The organism is Oceanobacillus jordanicus, assembly GCF_022095695.1.
Taxonomy (GTDB): Bacteria; Bacillota; Bacilli; order Bacillales; family Amphibacillaceae; genus Oceanobacillus_B; species Oceanobacillus_B jordanicus.
Genome location: NZ_JAIFZM010000002.1, coordinates 16,798 through 41,374, shown reverse-complemented (window position 1 = coordinate 41,374; position 24,577 = coordinate 16,798). Strand labels below are relative to the sequence as shown.

Genomic DNA, 24,577 nt, shown 5'->3' with positions numbered 1-24,577 from the left:
AACTTACTCCCCTCCCGTGACGCTCACTTGATCACCATCAGTAAGCCCTAAATGGCCGCTTACTATAATTTGGTCACCTTCTGAAACATCACCTTCAATTGCCGCGTTCTCAGATTGAGTTTCTAGTACCGTTACGACTACCCGCTCGGCTTTATTGTCTTTCACAAGAAAAACAAAGGACTCTTCATTCTCTTCGTTTACAGCCTCTGTAGGTACAATAATTGCATCACTGACTGTCTTCTCAGGGATCTTCATGGATGCAATCACGCCAGGAAGTAAATCCTTCTCCTCATTATTTAAAGTTGCCTGTACGGGGTACAACCCATTTTCACCCGGCATTGAATCCACAGAGCTTATTTCTGCCTCGTATTCCTTGTCAGCTGCCTCGACCTGATGTGTGTCACCAGTTTTCAAAAGGCCAACGACATCTGAAGTCACTGTGAAATTAAGTTTTAATTCAGCTAGGTCTGCAATAACCGCAAACGGTTCTTCTGCACTTACCATATCTCTCTCTGCTGCGCGAAGTTGTGTCACTTCACCATCTCGGGATGCTCTTATATTTTGGTTACCTGCTGGCGTGGATAAGGTAGCGATCAAATCATCCTCTTCCACCATATCACCATTTTCTACTTCTAGGGAATCTACCTCGCCTGCAGCTTGCAACATAATCGGAGATGTTGAACTAGCCGCTGCCCTGCCATATAAAGATCTCTCTATAACAAGATTATCCTTCTTAGCTTCCTGTGTTTCTACAGGGATAATCCTTTTTTCCTCTTCTTGATTTGTATCTTCATCCTGATTACAAGCAGCTAAGATTCCAATTAATAAAACTGCTGTAATACCTATCATCCATCTTTTCATGTATGTAGCTCCTCTCCATTCATTCATTCACAATTTATTGTAAAAGTTTAATGCCTGCAATTTTGCTTAACATATAACTTTCTTTTTTTAAGGTAGGGTGATGATTAAAATGTGCAAGCAATCCTTGGATAACAACCGCTTGACTCTCCTTTTTCTGAAATTCTATTTCCAATGCTTTAATCGCTTCGCCTAAACGTCCTAGTTCCTCTTCTGACACTGAAAGATCAGAAAGCTTCCCTCTAAGCTTGGCAAATATTTCTTCAACAGATGGCATGTTTTCTTTATTATCATCTTGGTTATATTTTTTAGGGATCTGTTTAACCGTAACTAGAGCCGTTTCTTGACGCTGTACCATTCCCTCCATTAGGTCATCAAGCCGTCTGACAAGGAAGGCGCCTGCCTCCTTCCTTTCAATCGATACATGGTCAAGCACAATCCACTTAAAGTAGCCATCTAGCAAACCACCTAATTGGATAATTAAATCAATTAAGAAGGGCTTTGCTGTTTCACCATAGATGGCCGTAATATTTTCTTTGAGCCAATTGAAATTCTCCACTTTAAAGTGTTCCATCAGTTTATCTGTATTTTCACCGATCGAGATATTCTCTCGAATTAACATCATAATACTGTCCTTAGACTTATATAAGAAATCAAATAAAACCGTTATTTGATTGGCAAGACTTTCCCTCGGATCATCATTTTCGGCCTTAACCTCATTCATTTTAACAGATAAGTTATGGTGAAAATATTCAAAAGAGGTGGAGATAAAATCCTCCTTAGATTTAAAGTGAATGTAAAAGGCACCTTTCGATATTCCTGATTCGCTAGCTATTTCCTGAATAGATGTATTATAGTATCCTTTCTGAGCAAACAGTCTCATTCCGGTCTCTATCAGCTTCATCTTTTTTTCATTCATTTAAACACCTGTTCCTTTGTACGATTACATATGTAATTAGTTTCAGTTATTTTAATGACTAACTGGTCAGTCATTTTATGTTCCTTATAAGCTTACTAGTTGAAAGCCTCTTTACACAAGTTTTAGGGTGTGTCTATTTTGTGACAAACAAATAAGTGCCATGGAATCATGACACTTGTGTGATGAAATACTATACCTCTTTTACACTTTTGTGAGGGCTTGCCCGTTTTAGGCCATAGGTCCTTCATTTTGTTTTACTAGCTATCATCTCTCGTTAAGTGGATGGAAAGGCCGCTCTTCCGAAAATGACGCTACGATTTAAATGTACAATAAGCTGGCTTGTTCTTTTATACTGCATATCAAAGGAGCTCTCTGTCGTGGAAGCATAGATGCCGGTCCCATCTAAAAAGGAAATATAAGTCTTATCCCCTTGTTGTTCATAAGAAGCAATTTGATGGTAAGAAATCCACACACAGTCTTTGTTTTTGGAAGAAGCAGTAGGTATCATATACACACCTTCCTGTGGAATAACAGGAATCGGTAGCTTACTCGATGCTCTAAGAATATCTTTCACTGACTTCTTAATTCCCTCATGGCTAGCACCGAATATCAGACAATTATTGTCGATAATTTGCGTTGGAGTATGAATAGAATGACGTTCTTTACCCGTTTCATAGATTAGAGATTTGTAATAGGACGATTCATGGCTAATAATTGCTTTTGTTTTTGGTGTAATAATGTATACGGATGTTATTGTTTCTCCCATCTCTTACCCCTTCCCCTCAAAGTATGTATGTGTCTATTTTACTATGGATTAACATGATTTGGTATTCATTTTTTTCTGAAATTTAATTTTTTTCATATTAATAAATAATTATGCAGAAGTATGGGCCTCTTCCTCCTTTTTCACCGTAGAATGTTTTTGTATAAGAAAAACGGGAACAACAAATAATGAGTTTAATATTTGTAAGGAGGACTAATCATGGCAGACAAACAAGAACGCAGAGAGAAAACGGACGACATTACAAATAATCATAAGGATAGTGAACAAGACTCTCAGTTACAATCCGGAGATATGGAATCAGCTCAAGGCAATGAAAAAAAAGAAGAGGACAAGAAGAAAGAGGATAAAGATTCTTAAGTCCTTAATACAGGTAAACTTCCCCATATTTTATATGCTATAATGGAGTTAACTTAATTTGGGGGGATTTACGTGGATATTGCAGCACTCTCTATGGCAATGGCTAATCAGCACGTTCGCTCCAATGCTGGTATTGCCGTAATGGATAACTCAATGAAAATGATGGAACAGCAAGGGCAAGGTCTAGTGAAAATGCTCCAACAAGAAAGCCCTGTTGCTCCACACCCTTCTCTCGGTAAACAAATTGACCTAAAAGGGTAAGGGGATCAGACGGGTGTAAACTTTACTTCCGTCAGAAAAGCGTGGCTCTCGCACTAGCGAGTATAGTCGCGCTTTTTTAGTTTTGTAACAAAAGAAAAGCAGAACCACCTTTCTATGATCAACCAGTGGTTTTATACCGCCACGGCAATCAACAAAGTTCTCTGCTTTTAAATTCTAGATGTAATTGGACGAAAGAAGGTTATTGGCTTCCTGCTCCCATGTTTTCTTCTTCGTCTGTTTTATTCTGGTCTTCCGTATCCATGCCCTGATCTTCCTGGTCTGTTCCTGGGTCTCCCTCCATACCGGAGCCGTCACCATTCATACCATCTTGATCATTTGTATTACCGTTATCTTCTTCAACTGGATTCTCATTGTTATTATCATCTTCCTGGTTCATTGGAGCCTCTTCATCAGCAGGATCATTTCCATCATCTGTTCCACATGCTGCAACCAAAGAAATGGCTAATAACGGAGCACCTAGCTTTAATAAAAACTTCTTATTCATTTCATTTCCTCCTTTAAAATGTATGCTATCGCGTTTAGCATAACCATTTTAAAAGAAGTGATACATTTACTATTAGAAAATTTATTTGGTGAAAGTTTTTATTTGGAGCAAACTAATAGCAACGTTAACTTACTATTTTATCGCAAACATAATTTCTGCTTCGCAGGCGACTTCGCCAGCAACCTTTGCAATCCCTTTACCTTTGCCAATTGGCCCTTTTAATCGGGTAATTTCCACTTCTAATTCAAGCTGGTCACCAGGTCTTACTTGACGTTTGAATCGGCATTTATCTACACCGGCAAGAAAGCCGATCTTCCCTTTATTTTCTTCCATGCCAAGCATCGCCATTGCGCCAGCTTGTGCAAGTGCCTCAATAATCAACACTCCTGGCATAACAGCATATTCTGGAAAATGCCCTTGAAAGAATGGTTCGTTGATACTAACATTCTTTAATGCTTTAACATGTTTTCCCTCTTCCATTTCTAACACTTTATCCACTAATAAAAATGGATAACGGTGGGGAATAGTCTCTTTTATTTGTTCAATTTCCATGTTTATTCTCCTATCTTTTAATGGGGTTATGTATATAGTATAGCAAAGAAAAGTTTAAAAACGTTCAAAATAAGGTATTAATCAAAGTAAACCAATTAATAATAAGCAACAACACTCGAAAGGAGGACAACCTCATGCTTTGGACCATTTTAATTATACTACTTATTTTATGGGCTATCGGCTTTGCGTTTGATGTCGCAGGCGGATTAGTGCATATCCTACTTGTAATTGCCCTGGTTGTTTTAATTTACCGTCTCGTAACAGGGAAAAAAATAACCAAGTAACGCACAAAAGCTAAGAGAGCCGTTTAAAATTTAATAAATAACTAAAAAAGCATTTCATCCCGGGTAGGATGAGATGCTTTATTCCGTTTTGGTGACAATATCTATAATGTGTCGCCATGTTTCAGTTTTCAAGGCGTCTAAAGGCGTACCATCTCCTATTACGCCATAGCCTACCATAAGACCAGCAACGAGAGCGATCATAGCAAAAAGCAGTACGACAATGATACGCAACCAAATTGGGAAAATGCGCAATCTTGCTCTTTTTTTAGATTTAGCGCTGCTTTTCTCAGCTTTTTGCTTCTTTCTTGATTGTTTGGACTCGTTTGCTTCCACTGTTGTCTCTTTTTTCGCACCCTTTTTAAATGCTTTCCGGGTTTGCTGCTCCATACCTTGTTTCGCCTCTCGTTCGGTTGACATGGTTTGTTTCTCCCTTACTTCCTGATATACACGATTCATATGTGCTTTCCTAGCATTTTACCATAGGATAGCATTCCTTAGATAGTCTTATGACCTAAGTTGGTTAATCAACCCAGACATTTGATCCCCCATCGAAATCGTTCGTGAATTAAACTGGTATGATCGCTGTGTCGAAATGAGATCGGTCATTTGTTTAGAAATATCCACGTTGGAATTTTCTAATGCTCCACTTTTCACTAGATTTTGGGTGGTGGGGTCTTGTACTACTTCATTCATCGCAAAACCCAGATCAGCCAAATTAGGGAGCCTAAACCCATTTTCTCCTGCTGCTTCAAGTAAACGTGGTCGTACAACCTCTACGACATCAATAGAACCTGCATTCTCCACCTGATTTCCACGCTTAACAGTTATTTGCCCAGATTCATCAATGGAAATAGAATCAAATCCTTCGGGAATTACAATACTTCCATTCTCACCGAGTATTGGATTACCTTCACTATCTGTAAGCATAACCGCTTGATTATTGTTTACCGGGTTTAAGTAGAAAGCCCCATCACGAGTATAACGGGTTTCCGGGGTCCCATTCTCTGTCACTTGCACCTGATAAAAATGATTATCTTGTAACAAAGCAACATCAAGCTCTCTACCTGTTTCCTTTATACTACCCGTAGTAAAATCCAAATTAATGGAACCAAGCTTGGCCCCTGATCCTACACGGATGCCATCTGGAGTTAGACGCCCTTCAGCCCCAGCCGGGTCTGTCATATTATCAATTTGTTGAAATAAAAGGGATGAAAATTCAGCTTGCCGGCTTTTATATCCCGTTGTTTGGCTATTTGCCATATTATTCCCAATTAAATCGAGTTTACTTTGTAATTGATTCATTGTTACTGCTGCTTGGATCATTGTTCTAGACATATGTTCCTCCTTATCCGACCTATGCTAGCCTTCCTATTTCACTAACTGCTTTCCCCATGCTCTCATCATAGGCGCGCAGTACACGCTGGTTCGTTTCGAACAGTCGGTAGGATTCCATCATCCGTGTCATTGACTGTAAAGAATCAACGTTTGACTGCTCAAGAAAGCCTTGTTGAATGGAATAGGTAGCATCAGCTGGAACAGCATCTGCATCGCCGTTGTATAGGCCATTTCCCTCTTTCGCTAACCCATTGGCATCGTCTGTATAGGAAATCCCAAGTACACTTTCTCCAGCTTCTGTCTGAACAAGGCCATCTTCTGTCACGGTAAATTCCATACCATTTGTCTGAATTGTGTTCCCTGCCTGGTCAAGCACGTAATACCCCTGATTTGTCACAAGGAAGCCTTGTCCATCCACCGTGAAGTTACCATTTCTTGTATAGCGAACATCGCCATCTTCGTTCTGCACGGAAAACAGAAGAGCACCCTCTTCATCAGGTAATGTACCGTTTACAAGAGCCAAGTCTGTCGACACTCCTGTTTCACGTACGTCCCCTTGTATGAAGTTAGGCGCTGCTTCCTGTACATATACTCCAGTGTTCAATGGACCGATTGGGTTTTGAACAGGAAGATTAAAAGAATTGGAGGTGGGGATGGTTTTGCCGCCCATTTGTTGCATCAGCATCTCTGGAAATGCCTTGAGAGAAGTCTGATCAGCTTTATATCCAGGTGTGTTCGCATTTGCAATATTATTCGATAAAGATTCCTGTGTACGCTGTTGGGCAATCATCCCGCTCGCTGCAGTATAAAATCCTCTTAACAAACTGCTCTCCTCCTTATTTTTATGTTTCATCATTTTTTATAATGGGTATACTTATTTATCGGTTCATTCTTCATTGTATTTAATTACTTAAACAACTTTTCTGCGTTCAAGCTTATCAATATTTTCCAGCATGATGCCTGTTCCTTTTGCAACACAATGCATCGGCTCATCTGCCACTAGAACTGGTACTTTCAATTCTTCAGCAAGCAGCTGATCAATACCATGAATCATTGCACCACCGCCAGTTAAAATCACACCTCTGTCAATGATATCAGCAGATAGCTCTGGAGGCGTTTTCTCTAAAACAGATTTTGCGGCTTGTACAATAAGAAAGACAGATTCACGTAATGCCTCTTCGATTTCAGCTGAATAGACAGTAATGGTTCTTGGTAAACCAGATACCATATCTCTTCCGCGAATTTCCATTTCTTCATTTCGGGAATCTTTGAAGACGGTCGCAACATTTATTTTAATATTTTCAGCTGTGCGCTCTCCAATGAGAAGCTTATACTGCTTCTTTATGTATTGAAGAATTTCGATATCAAATTTATCCCCAGCCATTTTAATGGATTCAGAGGTAACAATATCTCCCATTGATAAAACAGCTACATCTGTTGTACCACCACCAATATCAACGACCATATTACCGCTTGGTTGGAATATATCCATTCCAGCTCCGATCGCTGCTACTTTTGGCTCTTCTTCTAGGTATACCTTTTTCCCACCGGATTTTTCTGCTGCTTCTTTAATTGCCTTTTGTTCTACCTTCGTAATATTGGTAGGGCAGCAAATTAGCATCCTTGGCTTTGAAAGGAATCCTTTTACACTAATTTTATTTATGAAATGCTTTAACATTGCTTCTGTTACATCAAAGTCTGCGATTACTCCATCTTTTAACGGACGGATGGCTTCAATGTTTCCTGGTGTACGTCCAACCATGCGTCTTGCTTCCTCGCCAACTTCGAGTACTTTTCCAGTATAGCGGTCCATCGCAACAACTGATGGTTCATCTAAAACGATACCTTTTCCTTTTACGTGAATTAAAACATTGGCAGTTCCAAGGTCAATTCCAATATCCCTAGAAAACATGAATCAAGATCCTCCTACTTTAAATTACTTCATTTTTTACATATTCCTACTAGAGGTTGCTCAAAGAGTCCGGTAAAAATGACACATCGAATTTCTTCGTTAGCTTGCTTTTGCGTTCTTCACGTATTAATTACATACGTTCCAGTACTCAAAGCTACGCCGCCTCGAACTTCGACACACAGGACGTGTTAGTGTCGGCATTGCAACAAATCTTTTCGGTGGGGCGAGTTAGCGCAGCCCCAGGACGTTGCGATCTTAGCCGACCTCGGTCTTTTTTATCCTCCTTTTGAGCATGGACTACTAATATTATATTTTACCACAAAGTTCAACAATTAACTGCATTTTATTAGAAAAAATTGGGGGTTTTATGGGATTTTTGTTGAGAAGTGTGTCTGCCTTATGGAGCTATCCGGAGCCCAGGTTTGCCAACCTTTTGTTCACGTAAATAGGGAGAAAACAAAACCTGCTTAGGCTTATTTTCTCCTCCAACTTTATATAACCAAAAGCGAAAGAATTGATCCTATCCTACCGGCTTTGGTTCCGTCTCTTTTACTTGTGGTTCAATCTTGTACTTTTTCCTAGTAGCTTCTCCTCCTCGCAAGTGTCTAATCGCCTTGTGATATTCTAGAATTTCCTTCACCTTTAATGCAAGATCAGGATTAATTTGTGGCAAACGCTCTGTCAAATCTTTATGGACAGTGCTTTTAGAAACACCAAATTCTTTTGCTATCACGCGGACTGTCTTTTTCGTTTCCAATACGTAATTCCCTATCCTGATCGTTCTTTCTTTGATGTAGTCGTGCACACCGTTCGCCTCCCTATGTTGGTTAGTTCCGAGGTGTCTATTGAGACAAGGTGTTCATCTTAAGTGGCTCACATTGGAGTACTTGTATTCTGTTGTTGTTTCATCATTATGTATATTGAAGCGAAAGGACCGTTATACCTTTTACCCAATATTAACTTAATATTCTGTAATTTATCTCTATAAATCGGGGACCATTTGGATAAGTAACGTTAAGCCACACAAGCTCTCACCTCAGAGACATTACTGAATGCTTGGTTTGTAACATTTTATTATTCGATTGAAGGGTTTATGATTAAAATTGCATCTTTGTAAAAGAGGACAAGCAGTATTTTTTTGAAAAAACATCCGTTGGGGAATTTAAAGGGGTGAAAAAAAAGTATGATCTATTTATATAAAATAAGGTTCAGCTTTTCTTTTATCAATTCAAGCATAAAACTGTTGATCTTCCTACGTGAATCTCTCTCTTTTTACCTACTTTAACCGTTGTTAATCCATATCCCCTAACCCAGGGTCACGTGCAATCATTTCTCCAAAACCTGGATTATATATGTCCATATCACCGAGACCAGGATCTAGCATTAACGAGGCGTGCGTAGATAGAGTACCAGAAACCAAGGAAACCATAACCGTTAAAACTGCCATTAATAGAAAAGACTTAAACTTTTTCATTTTATTGCCTCCTTAAGGGATTTTAGCAGTAAAAGAAAAAGCTGAACCTTTTAAACAAATAGATAGTTACTTGAGATGACTGAAGTGAGGGATGAAAGAATGATGAATGAGGGGGTAATTCTCCCCTCAGGCTTACAATTGCTTTAGCAACGAAAGTGGTAGTCTGCTAAAGAAGTAGTCACTCCGTTTTTCAATAAAAAAGTTATAGGATTGAAGAAGTAGGTTTTTATCTTGTTTGGCTTTGCCAAGGTAATATAACTGGAAGGGGCTGTCTAAAGGTAGGTCATCTAAAAGCTCGATTGCCCTTTGATTGTTTCCTTTCGCAATTTCGATATGCGCCTGTTCACTGGGGTCTGGTGATGATATATTTTCGACCTGATTAAAATGGGCGGAAAGGAAGGGAATATTACGCTCTTTCACAAGCTTTACTACTTTATCCAACTTGTGCTGTTTGGCAATCTTTACCGCTTCGCTAAGGTGGTACATCCCCTGGAAGTACGTATCAAAGGTATAGGATAAACCCAGTTTTATATGCATGCTCGCCATCGTTCTTGGATTTTCTGTTTGGTTCAAAACCCTGAAGGCATATTTACGGGCCATAATGAGTTCGTTTCTTGTAAGATGATAAGTAAGCAGAATCTGATTAAGTCGTATTTTGAAATAAGAAAGCAATAGCTTATCCTCCACAACCGCGAATAATTCAGGTTGTATAGCGAGGAAATTTCCTAATCTGCTGAATTGATTTAACTCGTAATATGTTGTTACTTTAAAAAATTCTACTAGGCACTTTAATTCAGGATCTTTCGTTTCGATATGCTTGATTCTTTGGAGTGATTCATGGGGAGTATACTTTTTAAGCCTTCGATCCAGAATGTTTTGATAAACTGCTGCCCACATTCGATTTGTGGATGTTGGGTATTGGCTATTTTTCTCAATCAGGACTTGTAGGTCTTTATAAAAACCATTCATATAAAGAAACTCCATTCCCTTCTTGAGAATGTCATCCGAATTTGATTGTAAGCACCATTTTCTTGTTAACTCTATTACGGTATCTTCAGGGTGTTCATGGTAAAGTATTTCCATAAGCTCTCTTAGTGATAGGTTATCTTTCTCTTTATCCGAGATAAATATTGAAGGCGTAACCATAGTAGGGAATCTCCTTTCTACCATCCTTTTACCGTTTTACTTGGAAGAAGATCACTATTTTCGCTAATTATCAACAAGATATTCTATTAATGTTTATAATAACACATTTCAATCCCTGTAAATCGACGATCGTTCGACAAAATTCGCAAGGATCACATAGCATTCTCGTAATAGAAGGAAGTTCTTATATTTAGGAAACCAAAAAAGATCCTGGACTCTATTAGAAGTCTCAGGATCTTTTCTTAAATTAATTAAGCACTCTCAGATGACTCGGTTTCATCATTTGTTTCTTCGTTAGATGCATCATCTTCCTCTTCATCTACAGGAGCGTCTTCTTCTGTCTTATCTTTCTCATCTGCATTTTCTTCTGAAGCTTCATCTTCGACTGCCTCATCTTCAGATGGTTCTGTTGTCTCATCAGACTCTGTACTATCTACCGCTTCTTCTGTAGCGCTCTCTAGGCTACTTACCGGCTGATTAAAGAAATCCTCTGGGTTTACATGCTTATCTTCTTTTCTAAGTTCAAAATAAACGTGTGTGCCACTATCTTGTCCAAACAAGTTCTTCCCTGCAGTTCCTAGCTTTTCACCTTGTTTAACTTCTGCGCCTGCCTTTACACTTACCTCTTCAAGACTAGCATAGTAAGTTTTAACATCGTTCTCATGTGAAATCACGACAACATTTCCTAAAAGCGGATCTTCTTTTACTTCATCAATCGTTCCAGTCAGTGCAGCGACAACTTCGAAAGCTTCACCTTCAGCTGTTGCAATATCTACACCTGTGCTTTGATAGTAACGGTTGTTGTAAAGAACCAAAGCATTTTCCTGATCCTCTTGTTCTGCGTTGTAGTCATAGAATTTAGTTACGATTTCTGCTTGTCCCTGATCCGCTAATGGCATTTGAATAATCTCTTGCTGTTCTAAAACAGGTTCTGCTTCCTCATCATTTGGTGTCGGAACATAGTTTTCCTGGTCTTCCTGTGCATCAGGGACCTGGTTTTCCGTATTCTGATACCATACAACAACTGAAAGAAGCACGGCAGCAATTGTTAAATAGACTGCTGGAAAAAACCATTTTTTCTTGAAAATACGGCTCCATTTGTTTTTTGAAGCTTTGTTTTCTTCATTCATTGATCATCACCTCAACAACCATTCTGATCAGAAAACGGGATATCTATACATGAAGAGATAAAATTTTTTTGAATTAATGCATTTTATTTAAAAAGACGGGGATAGTAAGAGGTTCATTCATTCTAAATGTTAAAGAGTTTTAGGAGCAAAGTTGTCGTTGAATAGAGGTAAACATAGGAGATACTGGTGCATTCTCAGCTGATACTTTGATACTCACTGGCGATCTTGCAGTGCTCTCGAGTGATGCTGCGACGCTCTCGGCCGATACTTTGGTGCTTACTGGCGATACCGCAACGCACGCTGCAGATCCGCAGATGTAATTCCATACAAAAACAAAAACCCTCGTCTATTTCACAACGAGGGCTGGTGCTGTATCTGTTACAGTACTAATTTCAACATCCTTATAATAATGGTTCACAATCTCTTTATAGGTTTTCCCTTCCTCAGCCATCCCATTTGCTCCATACTGACTCATGCCAATGCCATGGCCATAGCCTTTCGTAGTAAAGATAAGGTGATCATCTTTTTGTTCTATCGTAAAGTCGCTCGACCGTAACTCCAGCTTCTCCCTTACTTCTCGCCCGCTAAAAGCATCCCCATTTATCGTCAGCTCCTGCACCCGTTGCCCATCTGTTCTGGTAATCTCAATGGAGAGCGCCTTATCTGACGGAATCTTTGTAGCAAGTGCTTGCTCTACCTGGTTGATCGAATAGGTTTGCTGATCAAGGAATTTAGGTGTGTTTTCATCCCAGTGACTTTCCACACTGCGTAGATATGGAAGCTCATCCTTCCAATAATCCTCTGAGTTCTCTGTAAAGCCGTTACTAGTGGAGAAAAATGCTGGTGTGATCAGTTCCTTTTTATAGGTAAGCACCTCTCCTTTTGTCGCGTTCACTGCTTCTTTAATTTTATTCATTTTTTCCTGGTACTCATCACCAAACAGCTTTTGCAATTCTGCTTCATCCTTATAAACTTGGTGCTGGACGGTGTCCGTTACATCTGCCTCTTCCGTTATATCGCCATGCAACTTATAGTTCACAATGTAAGTTCTTGCTGCGAGGGCTTGTGCTTTCAATGCCTCCATTTCGAATTCGACTGGCATTTCAGAAGCCACCACTCCGGCTACATATGTCTCCAAGGGAACGTTATCCACCTTTTCTAAATTCGAACGCATGACAGCTACCGAAAAGGGTGAGGATTCCAACTCAACGGATTCCTCTGCCTTCTTTTCCTGACTTGTTGTATCACTCCCTGCAGCATCCCCAAACATTACAACAATCACAGTAGGAATGAGCAAAATAAGGCAGAATAGACTTGTAAGGAGGATAGCTGTTGGCAGCTTCCATTTCTTTGGTTGCTTCCCCAAGAAGTGATTCTTTTTACTTTTTAATAAGAGGTTAGTTTTATTTAACTCTTTCTTGGGAGCTTTCATTGTAATGGATGTTTTCTGCTTCGCATTTATCCGCTCTTGTATGGTTTTCTTCTTTAGTTTGTTGGTTTTTCCTATTTTATAATGTCTTTTTTTCATCACAATCCCCCATTCACTATGGTTTATGTTTCATTTCAAATCTAGCAATCCCACTATTAAACGTATACAAAAAGAGAAAGCAATAGAACTGAAGAATGAAAAAAACCTACGCATTTTGGGAGACCTAACTAAATGAGACAGAGAAAAGGCGCCCCTGACCCGTCAAATAGTTTTAAACACCTTTTGCTTACTAATGTGAACACTCCTTTGTTTAAAACACTCAAGATTTAATTCTATTACTAGCTCCTTCAAAATGATGAACTTCAGAACGGTGGACGGGTGATCTAAAATAGCCGTAGCAATTTCTTGGTCGTCAAGTTACACTCCCTATCCTCCGCTCCTTTATTAGACGCCAGAAAGATAGAACTTTATTCATAAAGATGGTTGGTTAGATGAAAAACAAGTTAGCCTTGTTTGGACCATCAATGAAAAGAAGACCGGATAATAGTTAGTTTTTTCTCTGGAAAAGTTGAGTAATTTAATTTATACCCCATATGCGGTTTACTTCAGACTTAAAGGCCTCGATTTCAACAGCTCTTTTATTAATTAAAGAATTTACCAAGTCTTTATCCATGGATTCAGAATTCTCATCATCTAAATAATTCATATCAGAGTCCACCATTACTGAATAAAAATTGTTGTTTTCTCCTAGAATTTGAAGACCATATTCATACCCTCCAGTTAATAATGGCCAAATGATTAATGAAAGATCGTCTTCGTCGTTTGTGATGGCAAGATTACCTGTAAAAGATAAATAAGATGGTTTTTTAACACTATAATGATATCCTCTCTCTGATAAAAGGTATATTCCGTTTTCTCTTTTAGGGATATTATCTGTATAGGGAGTATATTTTAGATAAAATACACCTACCCACGCAAGATTATATAATAAAATTAACGAAACAAATATAATTAAAATTTTCTTGTATTTTTTCACAACTCAATCACCCTTTTTGCTCTAGTTTTAATCCTTTCGTCATGCGTTACTAGAATTATAGTCTTTCCCTGTTTGTTAAAGTTCTCTAATATTGACATAACTATTTCTGCATTTTTTTCATCAAGTGACCCTGTGGGCTCATCCGCCAGAATTAAAGATGTTTGTTTTAGCATTATTCTAGCTAAAGCCACTCTTTGTTGCTCCCCGCCTGAGAGCATATATACTTTTTCCTTTAATTTATTTTCAAGCCCTACTATGCTTAATGCGCTTTCTATTGATAAATCATTTCTACTATCTTTCCTTACAATTTCTAGGTTATCTTTTACCGTTTTATTATCAATTAATGCAAAATTTTGAAAAATAAACCCTACTTTTTTTCTGAAATATAAAAGTTGAGATTTTTTATCATGGACATTAATTCCATCTACGATAATTTCACCTTCGTCAATTGTTTCAATCCCTCCTATCATATTTAGCAGTGTAGTTTTCCCACTTCCGCTTGGCCCAGAGAAGGCAATAAATTCCCCGTTTTCAATCTTGATGTTTAGGTTTCTAAATAATATTTTTTCTCCAAATTTTTTAGTTAAATTTTCGATATTAATCATAGCGAGCCACCTTTTAAGATCTTTGATATCTTAGCTTTCTCTATCCTAGCTATATTTGTCATGATAAAGAGTATTTCTATGATTAATAGAATAGCGCCACCATAAAGAAAATATTTGGATTGTGATATGTCGAATAAATGATTTACTATTAAAGATAGGACAATACTGGTAATGGTTGCTGACAATGTTATAAATATTATCTTCCTATTCTTTTGCAAGGAGGAATACCCCATGATTTTTTTTATGGAAAGTTCTACTGCATTTACTTCATACTCTAATCTTAATATTAAGTTAATAATAATTAATTCTAGTAATATCACTAAAGAAAACAACACGGAGGAAATAAAAATCCCTCGTTTTATTAATGTCCAATTATATTGATAAAGCTCATAAATGTTTGTCTTTAAATGAATTTGATCAGTTAAATCATTTTTAGTAACAAAAGATTGATAACTCTTTTCAGAAATGAGGTACATAATATCATGTGCATAGGAAGTTCTTCTCAAATTAGTTTCTGTATCTAAAATTGAATTTTCAGTAGAGGTGTTATTTAAAATAATAGCTGGATTTTGAGCCAATTTACTTCTATTCATATAATTTATCTCATCAATACTTACTAATTCAGTATTTGTATTATAGAGAATTACCTCACTCTCTACATTACTATTACTTTCTAATTTATTAAAAAAGCCATATATATTTCTTAAACTTTCGTAAAGTAATTTATCATCTGCATGTTTTTCAGGTAAAATATAATACACTTTTTCCTCATTTAATAACTGTCTGTTTAATTCAGGAATATTATCTTTCAAATATGGTATTGCATTTTTATTAGCCAAGATAGATGGTACACTTAGGTCAAGGTTATCCGATATATTCACTAACTGAATTGCGTTATTAAAATTTTCTTTATAAAATTCCTCTCTAACATCTGCACTTTTGTTAATAAGTAAATCATCCGTAGCATTATCACCTGTTAACTTATAATCAAACTGTATGTAATTATATTCTTTATGATATTTAAAGAAATCTTTCTGTTGATAAAATGATAAGCCTTGGTCAATTATAGCTATACTACCTGATAATACAGTAATTGCTAGAACAATAGTAATGATTTTTAAGACATAATTAATTTTTAATAATTGGTTTTTGCTTTTACTATTCGAAAATACTTCTCTAAGGTTATACTTATATAGGGTTAAATATATAAGTGCATTTATTATAATAAAAACTATAAATACACATATTGAAATCCAGTACTGAAATATAGAATTTGAAAAAATGGATGTAAATAATATTGATATAATGAATAAACTTACGAATACTAGTGTATCGCACCATACATTTTTACGTATTAACGTACTGATTTTTTCTCCAAAAGTAACTTTTACCAAAGCTTCTTTTTTTTGAAAAATGGTATCATAGTATGTAAATAGGAGTATGACAATTATAATAATCGACCATACATATATAATATTTTTTTTACTTTCATTATAGTCATCTTCAATTTTAGGGTGGTTTCCGCCATAAGTATCGATAAGTGAATTTTTAAATGAAGCAATGTTTTTTTGATCTCCTACTAGGAAATACTTTTCATATTTGCCTATATCAGTGATTTCATCAAAATTATGATAAGTAACCGTAACTTTACCGGAAAACATACTTTTATATGTGGTGTCTTTAATCGATAACTTATCTTTTAAATATTTGTTCGCCTCTGATGTTCCATATATTGAAATATTCATTTCAATATTACTTTTTACTTCTTGGTCGACGATAAATATACCTATATCATTTTTTTCTTTTGATTCTTTTACATCTAATTTCATTTTCTGATTAGATACATAATCTGGCTTATAGAGGGATGTACTATAAAAACTGCCAGTAAAATTATCTAAATAAAAAATATAACTTTCCCCAATAAATGAAAAAGTAATTATAAATAAGGTCATGGCAAATATATACTTTATCTTCTTCATATTTATACCCCTGTCTAATAATCCAGAAAAAAAGGAAACCTCTTCTTGAGTTTTTAAGAAGAAGAGGTCAACCTTTGATGAATTTATTTGTTTATTAGTAATTCATGGAATATCTAATAGAAGATCCTTTGTGCCTTACTTCAATCTTAGCAACCTTACCAGCGCCTTTGTTTCCACTTGTAAAGCTACCGTTACCATTTGAAACAGATGCGTAATGATCGTTTTTTGAATGATAGCCATGAGCATTATCTTCATTTATCCAAGCTGTGTTATAACCGTATGATAACGTACCAGCATTATCATACGAAGATTTACTCTTTTCCCAAGCGGTTTTAAAACTTCCAGAATAATAGGCACTAACTGATGCTGCTTCAGCTGCATTTGGTATAGCCACACTTCCAACCACTATTGAGAGCGCTAACAAACTAGCTGCAAACTTTTTCACCATAAAACATCCCCCCCTTTCTTCTTATAATTACATCAAATTATAAAAATGTGAAGTCTAGGGTGAATGTCACTATATAAATTTAATGTACTTTTATAATATCATTTACCAGAAAAATGTAAATAATTTAAATGTCTGTATATTTTAGTAAAGTTATTTAATTTTAGTAGGTTTAAAATATTAATAAGTACTAATTTTTCTTTCATCTGTTGTTTTTTACTATGATGGGTAAAGTTAGGGCTAAAGCAGGCAAGACCCACCTCACTTCACATATCTTCTATTACATTTATACATACGATCTTTTTTCAAAATTATGCTACCTTTCCCTTTCTCAATTCAGGTCAAAGCCAGCATAGGTACTTTTTCTTTTCTCAAATTACTAGGTCAGTTCATTTTCACGTAGGCTTTTCCTTCTTTACCCCGGTGCAACCGTCCGTAAGACTCCCACTTCAAAACATGAAGTAAAACAGTAGTTTTGAGTGGGAGTAAACGGACGTTAACACCCCGATTCGTTCAACTAACACTCAGTGGGGGAAGAACGAAAACCCCTACTGAGTGAAGTTTCACTTTATAACCGTTCCTTTTCGTACGTTCATCTTAGCGTTGGACGGCTGGTTCCTTTAACGGGGTTTTGTCTTCTACTTCATTATTATATAGATGACAGGCAACGTAATGGTCTTGTTCAACTTCCTGCCAAGGAGGCTGAACTTCTGCGCACACTTCCATTGCAAAAGGACATCTTGTACGGAAAACACAACCACTTGGAGGATCAATTGGACTAGGAAGCTCCCCCTCGAGTATGATTCGCTCCCGGCTTTCCTCAATATCCGGATCAGGAATCGGGATGGCAGAAAGGAGTGCTTTTGTATATGGATGTAATGGCTCGTCGTATAAAGCCTTACTTGATGTAAGTTCCACAAGATTACCTAAATACATCACACCGATTCTGTCAGATATCTGCTTTACCATCGAAAGGTCATGCGCAATAAATAGAAAAGTTAAGCCTTTCTCTACTTGCAGCTCTTTTAATAAGTTGACAACTTGTGCTTGTACAGATACATCAAGCGCAGAAATTGGTTCGTCAGCAATAATAAACTCTGGTTCTAAGGCAAGTGCTCTTGCTATTCCAATCCGCTGACGCTGTCCACCACTAAACTCATGGGGATACCGATTGGCGTGGTCGCGGTTTAATCCCACTTCTTCTAGCAATTCATATACCCGCTCCAACTGCTCTCGTTTGGTTTTAAATAAACCATGTACTTCCATTGGTTCAGCTATTACTTCCCGGACAGTAGAACGCGGATTTAGAGATGCATATGGATCCTGGAAAATCATTTGCATCTTCCGATAAATTTTGAATTTTCCTTTCTCTGTTAGGCTGTGCACATCTAATCCGTCGTAGATAACATCACCTTCTGTTTTATCGTAAAGTCCCAGAATAGTACGACCTATGGTAGATTTCCCACAGCCAGACTCGCCTACCAATCCAAAGGTTTCTCCTTTGTTGACATAAAAGGATACGTCATTAACTGCTTTGAGGACCTTCCCTTTTCCTACATCAAAATGCTTTTTTAACTGGTTGACTTCTAGTAGTTTCTCGTCCATAGTCTATGTCCCCTCTGTATCGAGCCAATAACGTTTTGCAGCACAAAGCTCTTTTTCATAAATAGTACCAGCCAGCTCAATAATTTCGATTCCCTTTCCTGTCTGTGGTGAGTGGAGCATCTTACCATCACCGTAATAAATGCCAACATGATGCAACCGCCCTTTTCCTTCCTCATAGGCAAAGAACAGCAAATCACCTGGCTTTAATGCATTGAATGGTACGTCTACCCCGGCTTTAGCTTGATCGCCAGCATCTCTGGCAATCTGGTAACCATTCGCTTTATGGGCAGCATAGGCGAGTCCCGAGCAATCATAGCCGTACGCACTCATTCCACCCCAGAAGTAGTCGAGTCCCGTATAGGCTTCCACTGCTTCCACGATTGACTTGCCATTCCCCTTTTCTAATCCTTTAGCTGACGGAAAGACAGTAACCTCATTAGATTGTAAGAAACGATTCCCATATGGTGTTTTCACTTCAACCCGGGTATCTCCGACCTCTACTACTGGTAGCACTGTAAGGTAACTAAGCTCTGTTTCCCTTTGACCCGCTTCCGTTTCTAACCAAGCCTTCTTTCTGATTACAACTGCTGTAAACTCAGATTGCCAGTCTTCTTTATCAACCTCTAGTAATTGCGCCCTCGGAACCCAGCCAGGATAACCGCGCTCATCTTTCTTCGAGGGCTGATCGGGGATCACAACATGTGCCCAATCTCCTTTTGTATCGGTTATAATCACTGGCTGTCCATATAGTAATTGACTTTGCACCCTATTTTCATCGCATAATGCTAAATTTTGTTCATAGGTTAGTTCATTAATCCATTGCTTTACATCAGCCGGTACTTTTACCCCCAACCTATCGATATCGCGAGCCGAGTCGGGAGAAGTCCACACGGTAGCAACCTGTACTGCCGTTACGTATAATGAATCGGAAAATTGATCAAACGATTGTTTAACCATGATTTTGCTCCTTTCTACCTTTATCTCACTGTGTTTTTTGATTGAATAAACTTTTCATTAATCCCTATTATGCCAAGGCCTGGATCACTTCCCAGGTTAATGGTGGACTGATCGTACTCAATTCCTCCTTGGAGGATATCACCTGTAAGCATTAACGGGGCGTCAAAGTCATATCTCGTTATATTAGGCTGACTTGCTGCAAAGTGGGCAGCAGCTGTAATTCCTATCTTTGTCTCTATCATACTGCCAACCATACATTCCACATTGTAAATAGCAGCTAGCTTTGCTATTTTTATAGCCTCGTGTATGCCCCCGGCCTTCATTAGCTTAATATTGATGAGGTCTGCAGCTCCTGTCTCCAGTACCTTTTTTGCATCTATTGCGGTAAAGACACTTTCGTCAGCCATAATTAACGTGTCGGTATGGCTGGTCACATGTCGCAATCCCTCTAAATCACTCGCTTTAACGGGTTGTTCTACTAACTCGATATCAAGACCGAGATCTTCCATCTTTTGAATAGCGCGGACTGCCTCTTTCGCTTTCCAGCCTTGATTTGCATCCAAACGGATTTTCACATTGGGGCCAGTTTGTTTACGAATTGCCTGGATCCTTTTTATATCGGTTTCAATTAGGTCCTTGCCTACTTTCACCTTTAATATCGAAAAACCATCTTCGACATAAAGCTTTGCGTCATGTGCCATCTCTTCTGGTGTGTTAACACTCACCGTATAATCGGTTTCCATGCTTTGTTTGTATCCACCGAGAAAAGAAGATAGTGTCATGCCTGCTTGCTGTGCTAGACAGTCATACAAAGCCATGTCAACAGCCGATTTGGCACTATAATTACCGATAAGACCCTTTCCTATCATTTCAAATATTTGTTCTCGTTGGTCCAGCGAAGCTCCGATAATAATTGGCTTCACGACTCCATTAATTGCAAATTCGACTCCTGCCAGGCTATCACCCGTAATAACATGGGTTGGCGGAGCTTCTCCCCAACCTGTAACCCCATTGCCACACGTTATTTTCACCAAAATTGTTTCTGCAACGGTAACCGTGCGTAGTGCTGTTTTAAATGGCGTATGTAGCGGTATAGCCGCTCGAAAGGTTTCTATACTTTTAATGTTCATAAAATCTCCTCCAACTCCTTCGCAACACCTGGGTCTACCTTAAGTGTTTTCTCATTACTGGAGAGCCTTGCCTTCACACCAAGTGGCACAGCAACATGTGGGAAGCAATGACCTATTTTAAAGCCTGAAAGCACAGGTTTATTTAGTGCAAGAAAATAGTCATTCAAAACCTCAGTTAGTGTAAGACTGGAATCAAGTGTCGATGCAGCATTTGCAAAATCACCAATAACGAACCCAGCAGCATCTGCAAGCTTTCCCGATACATGCAGCTGGTTCAGCATCCCGTCCACTTTGTATGGCTCTTCCCCAATGTCTTCGAAAAGGACAATTTTTCCTTTTGTATCCATTTCGAATGGGGTACCCAGTGTACTGACTATTAACGAAAGGTTTCCGCCAACAAGTTCCCCTTCTGCTTCACCAGGCGAGATAACATGTAAGGGTGATATATGCTCCGTGTACGTGAAAGCTTCCGGGTCAAACAGTTGATTAAAACGAGATGCGGTTAGTTCATCGAAATCGTCTTTAGCAATATCGGATGTGGCCATTGGGCCATGGAAGGTTACAAGACCTGTTTTTTGCCGTATGGCAGTATGTAAGTACGTAATATCACTATACCCCCAAAAAATTTTAGGGTTATTCTTTATAAGCTCATAATCTAGTTTCGTGGCAAACCTACCTGTTCCATATCCGCCACGTGCACAAAGAATTGCTTTAATACTAGGATTGGCAAACATGTCATGGAGGTCATCCAATCTTTCCTGATCGGTTCCAGCAAGGTAGCCATTTGTTTTCTGGACATGCTTGCCAAAAACAACATGGAGCCCTAGCTGTTCTAGAAAGGGAACAGCTGCTTTTAGCTTTTCTATGTCTATTGGCCCTGCCGGAGCGATGATTCCAATATGATCTCCTTTTTGCAGCTTTTCTGGACGAATCATGGTAACCCCACTCTCTTTTATTTTCATGATTTATGTAAATATCTACTTGCTATAAGGAGTGCAACTTCACTCCAATCAAATAAAATGATTGCCCTAACAACTATGTATGTAGAAATTAGCTCCTTTACTAGTAGAATGTAAAGGAGCTAACTCTTTATTAATAAAATAACTATGGGCCTTGATGACGCCCATTTAGGAACAGCATCGCCTAGCTTTTAGCGCTCAAAGTCTAGTGAGACTTTCCTTATCTTGTTTCACTTATATTATTCGCTTTTATCTACCCATTTCAGTTCTACGTAACCTACTGGGTGACGTACGACACCTGATACGGCATCATGGTACATATGCACCTGGTTATAGTAATGGATTGGAAAGATTGGCATTTCTTCAGCTAGGAGCTTTTCAGCTTCATACATATATCCCCAACGTTTTTCTTCATCTGTTTCTGTTTTCGCATTGGCAATTAACTCATCATATTCTTCATTCGACCAGCCAGTTCGGTTCATAGAAGAATCTGTGATAAAGCTTTCCAAGAAGTTAACTGGATCGCCGTAGTCAAAGATAAATGAACTTCTAGAAAGCTGGTGGTTCAATGCTTTCTGGTCATCTAAAAATACACTAGCTTCTGTATTTTCTAGTACGACATCAATGCCAAGATTGTCTGTAAATGCGCTTTGCAGTGTCTCCGCAATGGCTTTATGTGATTCGCTAGTACTATAAGATAGTGTAACTTCAGGAAGCTCGTCATAGCCTTCCTCTTCCATTCCTTCTTCTAACAGCTGTTTTGCTTCTTCTGGATTAAATTCAACTAAATCTCCATTTTCATCACGGAAGTCATTGCCAGCAGGACTTTCGAATCCAGGTGATACGAAAGCTGTTGCTGCTCCTTCACCATTTTTCGTTACATAGTCAACGATATCCTGTTGATTAACAGCCAAAGCAAATGCTTTGCGGATTTTCGCATTTTGGAAAGGTTCCTTCGTTACATTAAATCGGTAGAAATACAGACCCGCTTGATCTTCAATTACTACACTATCTTCATTAATTAATTGTTCGGCCATCTCAGATGGAATTTCAGTTACATCAAGTTCTCCTGATTCAAACATTTGATATTCCGTATTTGGGTCATTTACCATAGCCCAGTGGACTTTATCTAATTTTACTGTGTCAGCATCCCAGTACTCATCATTTTTAACGAATACCATCTCACTGTCATGCTCCCATGAATCCAAGGCAAATGGTCCGTTTGAGACAAAGGAATCAGCCTCAGCAAACCATTCCGAATTTTCTTCTGCAACGGCTTTATTTACAGGGAAGAAGGCAGGATTAGATATTACATGTAGAAAGTATCCAGTTGGCGCTGCCAGTGTTACTTCAAATGTTTTCTCATCGACTGCTTCAATTCCTAAATCTTCAGCGGATCCTTCTCCACTGTTGTACGCTTCTCCACCTTCAATAAAGTAACCTAAAAACGCTGCCGCTGAACCAGTCTCTGGGTTTAAAAGACGTTCCCATGCAAAGACAAAGTCCTCTGCCACAACTGGGTCGCCATTAGACCAGTTTGCACCTTCACGTAAGTGGAAGGTATAGGTTTTCCCATCATCAGATAGATCCCAGCTCTCCGCAATCGCAGCTTCTGGTGTATCCCCTTCACCTAATCGCGTTAGACCTTCCATTAAGTTATTTAATGGGTTCCAAGAAACGGCATCAAATCCTACTGCAGGGTCAAATGAAGTTGGTTCTGTCCCGTTATTCATGTATAGGACTTTTTCATCTGAAGCTGTGTTTCCTTCTTCTCCAGTGTTTTCTTCCCCTTCGTCCGTTTCTGTGCCTGCATTCTCATTGGCAGTACACGCTGCTAAAACAAATATCGCCATAGCAGCCATCAGTAAAACAAGTAACTTCTTTCTCATCCTTATTGCCCCCTCTGTCTTATTTTTCGGCAGTAGCCAATAACTGCTTTGCCCTTTCATCCTGTAACCAGCAATCTACTTCGTGTGAAGTGGATCGCACTGTTGTTACGGGGTAAACTTTATCACACACCTCCATGGCGAATGGACATCTTGCAGAAAACGGACATCCTTCAGGAGGCGAGAATAAATCAGGTGGTGTTCCATCAATTGGCGTCAGTTTCTCGCCTTGTAGGTCAAGTCGTGGCACTGAGTTCAACAGCCCCTTTGTATAGGGATGCTGCGATTCGTAGAAGATCTCTCTTTTATCCCCGACCTCGATAATCTTTCCGGCATACATCACAGCTACACGATCGGCTATTTTTGCTACAACACCTAAATCGTGTGTAATTAAAATGATGGAAACACCGGTTGCATCTTGTATTTTCTCGAAAAGCTCCAAAATCTGCGCCTGAATGGTTACATCAAGAGCAGTGGTAGGCTCATCTGCTATTAACAGTTCTGGTTCACATATTAAGGCCATGGCAATCACAATACGTTGACGCATTCCCCCACTAAACTGATGGGGATACTGCTTTAGACGTTCAACTGCATTAGGAATCCCAACAAGTTCTAACATATCAAGTGCCTTGGCCTTTGCCTCACTTGCAGAGATCTTTCGGTGCTGCTGTAGTCCTTCCACCAATTGCGTGCCAATCGTTAATGTAGGGTTTAAGGCGGTCATAGGGTCTTGGAAGATCATTGAGATGTCTACCCCTCTAATCGATCTCATCTGTTTCTCTGTCAATCTCGTAATCTCTTTCTCTTTGAATCGAATCGAGCCATTAGATATTTTGCCAGGCGGATCCGGAATCAGTCGCATAATTGCATTGGAGGTTACACTTTTCCCACACCCTGATTCCCCTACAATGGCTAAAGTTTCTCCTTTATTTAAATGAAAATTAACACCTCTTACTGCTTTTACCGTTCCACCATATGTACGGAAGGTTACATGAAGATCCTTTACCTCGAGTATTTTTTCCATCTTGT

At 38.6% G+C, this 24,577-nt stretch carries 27 protein-coding genes; 3 read left to right on the top strand and 24 right to left on the bottom strand.

The features are described from left to right. Positions 1-3 precede the first annotated feature (3 nt). From K3T81_RS02345 to K3T81_RS02335, 3 genes are all read right to left on the bottom strand, one after another. The gene (locus K3T81_RS02345; RefSeq protein ID WP_238017991.1) at positions 4-861 is read right to left on the bottom strand and encodes an efflux RND transporter periplasmic adaptor subunit; all 858 of its coding nucleotides are present in this window, start codon (positions 859-861) and stop codon (positions 4-6) included. A gap of 34 nt (positions 862-895) precedes the next feature. After that, the gene (locus K3T81_RS02340) at positions 896-1,777 is read right to left on the bottom strand and encodes a TetR/AcrR family transcriptional regulator (RefSeq protein ID WP_106898001.1); all 882 of its coding nucleotides are present in this window, start codon (positions 1,775-1,777) and stop codon (positions 896-898) included. 274 nt (positions 1,778-2,051) lie between these two features. Then, positions 2,052-2,543, bottom strand: coding sequence for a competence protein ComK (locus tag K3T81_RS02335; RefSeq protein ID WP_106898002.1), 492 nt, complete (start codon positions 2,541-2,543; stop codon positions 2,052-2,054). Positions 2,544-2,759: 216 nt separating this feature from the next. Between K3T81_RS02335 and K3T81_RS02330 the strand changes: the two genes are divergently transcribed. Continuing rightward, the gene (locus tag K3T81_RS02330; protein ID WP_238017989.1) at positions 2,760-2,918 is read left to right on the top strand and encodes a hypothetical protein; all 159 of its coding nucleotides are present in this window, start codon (positions 2,760-2,762) and stop codon (positions 2,916-2,918) included. A 72-nt stretch (positions 2,919-2,990) separates the two neighbouring features. After that, positions 2,991-3,179: a YjfB family protein gene (locus K3T81_RS02325; protein ID WP_106898003.1), complete on the top strand. Its 189-nt coding sequence runs from the start codon at positions 2,991-2,993 to the stop codon at positions 3,177-3,179. A gap of 199 nt (positions 3,180-3,378) precedes the next feature. On the opposite strand, the gene K3T81_RS02320 is transcribed toward K3T81_RS02325, so the two are convergent. Further along, on the bottom strand, positions 3,379-3,684 hold the full coding sequence (locus K3T81_RS02320; RefSeq protein ID WP_106898004.1) for a hypothetical protein: 306 nt from the start codon (positions 3,682-3,684) through the stop codon (positions 3,379-3,381). 132 nt (positions 3,685-3,816) lie between these two features. Next, positions 3,817-4,236, bottom strand: a complete 420-nt coding sequence (gene fabZ / locus K3T81_RS02315) for a 3-hydroxyacyl-ACP dehydratase FabZ (protein ID WP_106898005.1) — start codon at positions 4,234-4,236, stop codon at positions 3,817-3,819. Between the two features lie 134 nt (positions 4,237-4,370). Here fabZ and K3T81_RS02310 point away from each other — a divergent pair, with 134 nt between their 5' ends. Then, the gene (locus tag K3T81_RS02310) at positions 4,371-4,520 is read left to right on the top strand and encodes a lmo0937 family membrane protein (RefSeq protein ID WP_106898006.1); all 150 of its coding nucleotides are present in this window, start codon (positions 4,371-4,373) and stop codon (positions 4,518-4,520) included. Positions 4,521-4,598: 78 nt separating this feature from the next. Here the strand turns inward: K3T81_RS02310 and K3T81_RS02305 are convergent, their stop codons facing one another. The 19 genes from K3T81_RS02305 to K3T81_RS02215 all read right to left on the bottom strand — a co-directional run bounded on the left by K3T81_RS02305 (position 4,599) and on the right by K3T81_RS02215 (position 24,572). Next, positions 4,599-4,976, bottom strand: a complete 378-nt coding sequence (locus tag K3T81_RS02305; protein ID WP_202606741.1) for a DNA-directed RNA polymerase subunit beta — start codon at positions 4,974-4,976, stop codon at positions 4,599-4,601. A 48-nt stretch (positions 4,977-5,024) separates the two neighbouring features. Beyond that, positions 5,025-5,855: a flagellar hook-basal body protein gene (locus K3T81_RS02300; RefSeq protein WP_106898007.1), complete on the bottom strand. Its 831-nt coding sequence runs from the start codon at positions 5,853-5,855 to the stop codon at positions 5,025-5,027. Between the two features lie 19 nt (positions 5,856-5,874). Further along, positions 5,875-6,678: a flagellar hook-basal body protein gene (locus K3T81_RS02295; RefSeq protein WP_238017987.1), complete on the bottom strand. Its 804-nt coding sequence runs from the start codon at positions 6,676-6,678 to the stop codon at positions 5,875-5,877. A gap of 87 nt (positions 6,679-6,765) precedes the next feature. Continuing rightward, entirely contained in the window at positions 6,766-7,767 is a 1,002-nt protein-coding gene (mreB, locus tag K3T81_RS02290; protein ID WP_106898009.1) for a rod shape-determining protein, read from the bottom strand. Between the two features lie 520 nt (positions 7,768-8,287). Beyond that, a complete protein-coding gene (gene spoIIID / locus K3T81_RS02285) occupies positions 8,288-8,572 on the bottom strand; it encodes a sporulation transcriptional regulator SpoIIID (protein ID WP_036578451.1) in 285 nt (94 codons plus the stop codon). Positions 8,573-9,058: 486 nt separating this feature from the next. Continuing rightward, positions 9,059-9,241: a hypothetical protein gene (locus K3T81_RS02280; RefSeq protein ID WP_036578452.1), complete on the bottom strand. Its 183-nt coding sequence runs from the start codon at positions 9,239-9,241 to the stop codon at positions 9,059-9,061. 132 nt (positions 9,242-9,373) lie between these two features. Beyond that, positions 9,374-10,387 carry an AimR family lysis-lysogeny pheromone receptor gene (locus K3T81_RS02275; RefSeq protein WP_238017986.1) on the bottom strand — a complete coding sequence of 338 codons (1,014 nt, stop codon included), beginning with the start codon at positions 10,385-10,387 and terminating at the stop codon, positions 9,374-9,376. Between the two features lie 251 nt (positions 10,388-10,638). After that, the gene (locus K3T81_RS02270; RefSeq protein WP_238017985.1) at positions 10,639-11,517 is read right to left on the bottom strand and encodes a stage II sporulation protein SpoIIQ; all 879 of its coding nucleotides are present in this window, start codon (positions 11,515-11,517) and stop codon (positions 10,639-10,641) included. A 346-nt stretch (positions 11,518-11,863) separates the two neighbouring features. Next, the gene (gene spoIID, locus K3T81_RS02265) at positions 11,864-13,045 is read right to left on the bottom strand and encodes a stage II sporulation protein D (protein ID WP_238017984.1); all 1,182 of its coding nucleotides are present in this window, start codon (positions 13,043-13,045) and stop codon (positions 11,864-11,866) included. Between the two features lie 478 nt (positions 13,046-13,523). Next, positions 13,524-13,982 carry a hypothetical protein gene (locus K3T81_RS02260; RefSeq protein ID WP_238017983.1) on the bottom strand — a complete coding sequence of 153 codons (459 nt, stop codon included), beginning with the start codon at positions 13,980-13,982 and terminating at the stop codon, positions 13,524-13,526. Continuing rightward, on the bottom strand, positions 13,979-14,587 hold the full coding sequence (locus tag K3T81_RS02255) for an ABC transporter ATP-binding protein (RefSeq protein ID WP_238017982.1): 609 nt from the start codon (positions 14,585-14,587) through the stop codon (positions 13,979-13,981). Before K3T81_RS02255 ends, K3T81_RS02260 begins: the two co-directional genes overlap by 4 nt. Beyond that, on the bottom strand, positions 14,584-16,566 hold the full coding sequence (locus K3T81_RS02250; protein ID WP_238017981.1) for a DUF1430 domain-containing protein: 1,983 nt from the start codon (positions 16,564-16,566) through the stop codon (positions 14,584-14,586). Before K3T81_RS02250 ends, K3T81_RS02255 begins: the two co-directional genes overlap by 4 nt. A 94-nt stretch (positions 16,567-16,660) precedes the next feature. Next, a complete protein-coding gene (locus K3T81_RS02245) occupies positions 16,661-17,014 on the bottom strand; it encodes a mediterrocin family bacteriocin (RefSeq protein WP_238017980.1) in 354 nt (117 codons plus the stop codon). A 594-nt stretch (positions 17,015-17,608) separates the two neighbouring features. After that, positions 17,609-18,616, bottom strand: coding sequence for an ABC transporter ATP-binding protein (locus K3T81_RS02240; protein ID WP_238017979.1), 1,008 nt, complete (start codon positions 18,614-18,616; stop codon positions 17,609-17,611). A gap of 3 nt (positions 18,617-18,619) precedes the next feature. Beyond that, entirely contained in the window at positions 18,620-19,573 is a 954-nt protein-coding gene (locus tag K3T81_RS02235; protein WP_238017977.1) for a C40 family peptidase, read from the bottom strand. Positions 19,574-19,593: 20 nt separating this feature from the next. Beyond that, positions 19,594-20,703: a mandelate racemase/muconate lactonizing enzyme family protein gene (locus tag K3T81_RS02230; RefSeq protein WP_238017976.1), complete on the bottom strand. Its 1,110-nt coding sequence runs from the start codon at positions 20,701-20,703 to the stop codon at positions 19,594-19,596. After that, positions 20,700-21,665, bottom strand: a complete 966-nt coding sequence (locus K3T81_RS02225) for a S66 peptidase family protein (protein WP_238017974.1) — start codon at positions 21,663-21,665, stop codon at positions 20,700-20,702. The genes K3T81_RS02230 and K3T81_RS02225 overlap by 4 nt, the downstream gene beginning before the upstream one ends. Before the next feature lie 236 nt (positions 21,666-21,901). Beyond that, a complete protein-coding gene (locus K3T81_RS02220) occupies positions 21,902-23,551 on the bottom strand; it encodes a peptide ABC transporter substrate-binding protein (RefSeq protein ID WP_238017972.1) in 1,650 nt (549 codons plus the stop codon). Between the two features lie 19 nt (positions 23,552-23,570). Further along, a complete protein-coding gene (locus K3T81_RS02215; RefSeq protein ID WP_036578463.1) occupies positions 23,571-24,572 on the bottom strand; it encodes an ABC transporter ATP-binding protein in 1,002 nt (333 codons plus the stop codon). Positions 24,573-24,577 lie beyond the last annotated feature (5 nt).

Excerpts from the sequence above, each read along its gene's own strand:
- K3T81_RS02250 (WP_238017981.1), bottom strand. The coding sequence starts at position 16,566 with ATGAAGAAGATAAAGTATATATTTGCCATGACCTTATTTATAATTACT.
- K3T81_RS02235 (WP_238017977.1), bottom strand. The coding sequence starts at position 19,573 with ATGGTTAAACAATCGTTTGATCAATTTTCCGATTCATTATACGTAACG.
- K3T81_RS02320 (WP_106898004.1), bottom strand. The coding sequence starts at position 3,684 with ATGAATAAGAAGTTTTTATTAAAGCTAGGTGCTCCGTTATTAGCCATT.
- K3T81_RS02270 (WP_238017985.1), bottom strand. The coding sequence starts at position 11,517 with ATGAATGAAGAAAACAAAGCTTCAAAAAACAAATGGAGCCGTATTTTC.
- K3T81_RS02215 (WP_036578463.1), bottom strand. The coding sequence starts at position 24,572 with ATGGAAAAAATACTCGAGGTAAAGGATCTTCATGTAACCTTCCGTACA.
- K3T81_RS02340 (WP_106898001.1), bottom strand. The coding sequence starts at position 1,777 with ATGAATGAAAAAAAGATGAAGCTGATAGAGACCGGAATGAGACTGTTT.
- K3T81_RS02240 (WP_238017979.1), bottom strand. The coding sequence starts at position 18,616 with ATGGACGAGAAACTACTAGAAGTCAACCAGTTAAAAAAGCATTTTGAT.
- K3T81_RS02225 (WP_238017974.1), bottom strand. The coding sequence starts at position 21,665 with ATGAAAATAAAAGAGAGTGGGGTTACCATGATTCGTCCAGAAAAGCTG.
- K3T81_RS02330 (WP_238017989.1), top strand. The coding sequence starts at position 2,760 with ATGGCAGACAAACAAGAACGCAGAGAGAAAACGGACGACATTACAAAT.
- K3T81_RS02220 (WP_238017972.1), bottom strand. The coding sequence starts at position 23,551 with ATGAGAAAGAAGTTACTTGTTTTACTGATGGCTGCTATGGCGATATTT.
- K3T81_RS02345 (WP_238017991.1), bottom strand. The coding sequence starts at position 861 with ATGAAAAGATGGATGATAGGTATTACAGCAGTTTTATTAATTGGAATC.
- K3T81_RS02305 (WP_202606741.1), bottom strand. The coding sequence starts at position 4,976 with ATGAATCGTGTATATCAGGAAGTAAGGGAGAAACAAACCATGTCAACC.
- K3T81_RS02280 (WP_036578452.1), bottom strand. The coding sequence starts at position 9,241 with ATGAAAAAGTTTAAGTCTTTTCTATTAATGGCAGTTTTAACGGTTATG.
- mreB (WP_106898009.1), bottom strand. The coding sequence starts at position 7,767 with ATGTTTTCTAGGGATATTGGAATTGACCTTGGAACTGCCAATGTTTTA.
- spoIID (WP_238017984.1), bottom strand. The coding sequence starts at position 13,045 with ATGAAAAAAAGACATTATAAAATAGGAAAAACCAACAAACTAAAGAAG.
- fabZ (WP_106898005.1), bottom strand. The coding sequence starts at position 4,236 with ATGGAAATTGAACAAATAAAAGAGACTATTCCCCACCGTTATCCATTT.
- K3T81_RS02275 (WP_238017986.1), bottom strand. The coding sequence starts at position 10,387 with ATGGTTACGCCTTCAATATTTATCTCGGATAAAGAGAAAGATAACCTA.
- K3T81_RS02245 (WP_238017980.1), bottom strand. The coding sequence starts at position 17,014 with ATGGTGAAAAAGTTTGCAGCTAGTTTGTTAGCGCTCTCAATAGTGGTT.
- K3T81_RS02255 (WP_238017982.1), bottom strand. The coding sequence starts at position 14,587 with ATGATTAATATCGAAAATTTAACTAAAAAATTTGGAGAAAAAATATTA.
- K3T81_RS02335 (WP_106898002.1), bottom strand. The coding sequence starts at position 2,543 with ATGGGAGAAACAATAACATCCGTATACATTATTACACCAAAAACAAAA.
- K3T81_RS02310 (WP_106898006.1), top strand. The coding sequence starts at position 4,371 with ATGCTTTGGACCATTTTAATTATACTACTTATTTTATGGGCTATCGGC.
- K3T81_RS02300 (WP_106898007.1), bottom strand. The coding sequence starts at position 5,855 with ATGTCTAGAACAATGATCCAAGCAGCAGTAACAATGAATCAATTACAA.
- K3T81_RS02230 (WP_238017976.1), bottom strand. The coding sequence starts at position 20,703 with ATGAACATTAAAAGTATAGAAACCTTTCGAGCGGCTATACCGCTACAT.